3 protein-coding genes and 1 pseudogene are annotated in these 3613 nt (G+C 36.8%); all 4 read left to right on the forward strand.

The genetic code is table 11. The features are described 5' to 3' along the window. Window positions 1–11 precede the first annotated feature (11 nt). Complete coding sequence (locus AACZ41_RS18055) at window positions 12–1643, forward strand: 2-oxo acid dehydrogenase subunit E2 (protein ID WP_339630022.1); 1632 nt, start codon at window positions 12–14, stop codon at window positions 1641–1643. 85 nt (window positions 1644–1728) lie between these two features. Next, window positions 1729–2778, forward strand: coding sequence for a M28 family peptidase (locus AACZ41_RS18060; RefSeq protein ID WP_339630024.1), 1050 nt, complete (start codon window positions 1729–1731; stop codon window positions 2776–2778). Continuing rightward, the gene (locus AACZ41_RS18065; RefSeq protein ID WP_339630026.1) at window positions 2778–3455 is read left to right on the forward strand and encodes an SDR family oxidoreductase; all 678 of its coding nucleotides are present in this window, start codon (window positions 2778–2780) and stop codon (window positions 3453–3455) included. Before AACZ41_RS18060 ends, AACZ41_RS18065 begins: the two co-directional genes overlap by 1 nt. A 1-nt stretch (window position 3456) precedes the next feature. Further along, window positions 3457–3613: pseudogene (locus tag AACZ41_RS18070) on the forward strand (sprT domain-containing protein); the annotation flags it as partial.

Here is a 3613-nt window from a genome sequence, read left to right on the forward strand (position 1 = left end):
ATTTTAAGTAGATGGCTATAGTAGTAAATATGCCCCGTTTAAGCGATACCATGGAGGAAGGTACGGTAGCTAAATGGTTAAAAAGCGTTGGGGATAAAGTTGAAGAAGGTGATATGTTAGCCGAAATCGAAACTGATAAGGCGACAATGGAGTTCGAATCATTTAATGAAGGTACCTTATTGTACATAGGTGTACAAGAAGGTGGTGCTGCACCGGTAGATACTCTTTTAGCTATTATCGGCGAAGAGGGTGAAGATATTTCTAGTTTGATTGGTGGTGCAAAGGCTTCAGAAGATAAACCTTCACAAGTTGAAGATGTTGCGGAAGAGCCTTCAGAAGAAGTTGAAAACGGAACTGAAATTCCTGAAGGAGTAGAGGTTATTAAAATGCCACGATTAAGTGATACCATGGAAGAAGGTACTGTGGCAAGTTGGTTAAAGAAGGTCGGTGATGATGTTGAAGAAGGGGAAATTTTAGCTGAGATTGAGACAGATAAGGCTACTATGGAATTTGAGTCTTTTTATTCTGGTAAGTTGTTGTATGTTGGCCTTCAAGAAGGTGAATCTTCTCCTGTAGATCAAGTTTTGGCAATTATTGGTCCAGAAGGTACAGATGTAAATGCTGTTTTAAGTAGCGTAACGGGAGGCGGTAAAAAGAAATCAACTACTACGCCTAAAGACGCTGAAAAGAAATCTGAAAGTTCAACTGAGAAGAAAGAGGTTTCTAAATCAGAATCTGATGGAGAAAGAATATTTGCATCTCCTTTAGCTAAAAAAATAGCAGAGGATAAGGGTATCGATTTAGCAAAAGTTTCCGGTTCAGGAGATAATGGTAGAATTACGAAAAAGGATATTGAAAATTATACACCTAGCGCAACTGCGGCACCAGCTGTAAGTACTGTAGTTAAGGCTGAGAGTGGCGTAGCTTCACAACCAGTATCTATGGTTTTACCTTCGGGTGAAGAAGGTACCGAAGAAGTTAAGAATTCTAACATGCGTAAGGCAATAGCAAAAGCGCTTGGAAATTCTAAATTTAATGCACCACATTTTTATCTTACCATTGAGGTGGATATGGATAATGCGAAAGAATCTCGTGCCCAAATAAATAGTTTGCCTGATACCAAAGTGTCTTTTAATGATATGGTGTTAAAAGCATGCGCAATGGCGCTTAGAAAGCATCCGCAAGTAAATACATCATGGAATGGCGATACGACTAGGTATCATCAACATATTCATATGGGTGTAGCAGTAGCGGTAGATGAAGGCTTAGTAGTGCCAGTGGTGAAACATGCAGATTTGTTGGGATTAACGCAAATTGGAAGTGCAGTAAAAGATTTAGCAGGAAAAGCTCGGAACAAGAAAATATCACCTTCAGAAATGGAAGGTAGTACCTTTACCGTATCGAATTTAGGTATGTTCGGTATACTTGAATTTACAAGTATAATAAATCAGCCAAATTCGGCTATACTTTCGGTAGGGGCAATAGTAGAAAAACCTGTTGTTAAGAATGGTGAAATCGTAGTTGGTAGTACCATGAAATTAACCTTGGCCTGTGACCATAGAACGGTCGATGGTGCTGTAGGAGCCCAATTCCTGCAGACATTACGTTATTTTGTAGAAAACCCGGTTACTATGTTGGCATAGAAATCCGATTTTATAAATAGAATTACTAAAGCATCCTTTCAACGGGATGCTTTTTTTATCTTTAGATTTTAAATTTGATACTACTATGAAATATGTAATTATGATTACGCTCTGCTTTTTGGTTTTAAGTTGTGGAGGGGCCAATATTGACCAATCAACAGTATTGAATCCTACCAATCCGATAGGAGGTAAGAGAGAAGCATTAATAAATACAAGCGAAAAAGAAAATATTGGTGAGCTAGCGGATTTAAAATCAAAAATTAAGGGATTCAGTGATCCAGAGGATATTGAATCTATGATGACATTTTTAACATCAGATGAATTACAGGGTAGGGATACCGGTAGTGAAGGGATAGCGAAGGCGGCCGATTTTATACAGAATGTCTTTGAAGAAAATAATATTGAACCATATTTCGAATCATATAGAGATACCCTAGATAATTATAGTGAAGGTGTTGCATATAATGTAGTAGGTTATTTGCCTGGAAAAGATCCTTTACTTAAAAAAGAGGTTGTAATAATTGGTGCGCATTTTGACCATATAGGCTTATTAGGGGGGGATGGAGACGATAATATCGCTAACGGGGCAAATGATAATGCATCTGGTACGACCACGGTTTTGCAATTTGCCAAGTATTTCGGTAATCTAAAAGGTAATAAGCGAACTATCATTTTTGCATTGTTCACTGCGGAGGAAAAAGGATTGATGGGGTCTAAGCATTTGGCCGATAAATTAAAAGATAAGAATATAGATTTGTATACAATGTTGAATTTCGAAATGGTTGGCGTGCCGATGGTCAATAAGAATCATAGTCTTTATTTAACCGGTTATGAATTGTCGAATTTGGCAGAGGTGAGTAATAAATACGCTAAAAAGAATCTAGTGGGCTTTCTTCCTAAGGCAAAGGAATTTAATCTATTTAGACGATCAGATAATGCTTCTTTTCACGATGCATTTTATGTTCCATCACAAACATATAGCTCTTTTGATTTCACTAATTTTGGGGAATACCATAAAGTAGGAGATGAAGCTTCATTAATGGACTATATGTTTATGGCAACAATTATTAATGAAACCATACCAATGCTTACAGGTATTATAAATTCATCTATTAAAGAAGTAAAGTATAATTAATGGAATACATTATTGTTACAGGCACCAGTAGAGGAATCGGTTTTGAACTAAGTAAATTATTGGCAGATGCGGGTTATAGAGTTTTAGCGTTGTCTAGAAATGAAGAACCGATAAAAAAGCTTGGTCATAAAAATATTCATTCATTTTCCTTCGATGTATCTTCAGTTCCTGACCGTGAAAAATTGGCAAACTATTTAAAAGATAACGGAAAAGTAAGGGCATTAATAAACAATGCAGGAAGATTATTGAACAAGCCATTTTTAGAAACTACTGAAGAAGAGTTTAAATCTGTATATGAGGTCAATGTTTTTGGTGTTGTTGCCATAACGAAATTAGTTATTCCATTTATGTCGAACAAGGGACACGTATTAACAATTAGTTCTATGGGAGGTATTCAAGGTAGTGCCAAGTTTCCTGGTTTATCTGCATATAGCTCAAGTAAAGGAGCAGTGCTTACATTAACCGAATTGTTAGCGGAAGAATTTAAAGAGTCCGGACCATCTTTTAATGCCTTGGCATTGGGAGCGGTACAGACTGAGATGCTTGAAGAAGCATTTCCAGGGTATAAAGCACCAGTATCGGCAATCGAAATGGCTGAATACGTTATGGATTTCGCCTTGAATGGTCAAAAATTATATAACGGTAAAATTTTACAAGTCAGTAGTAGTACTCCTTAGAATGCAACAAACTTTAGCTAAATATCTTCCTGAAACCGCAGTCATACCTTGTTTTGAACTTATTAGAGGTAGTCATGTTCATTTGAAAATAGTTAATGAGCGGGTAACACGGCATGGAGATTATAGAAGAAGAAAAGATGGTAATCATCAAATTACGG

This window comes from uncultured Maribacter sp. (assembly GCF_963974015.1).
GTDB lineage: Bacteria > Bacteroidota > Bacteroidia > Flavobacteriales > Flavobacteriaceae > Maribacter.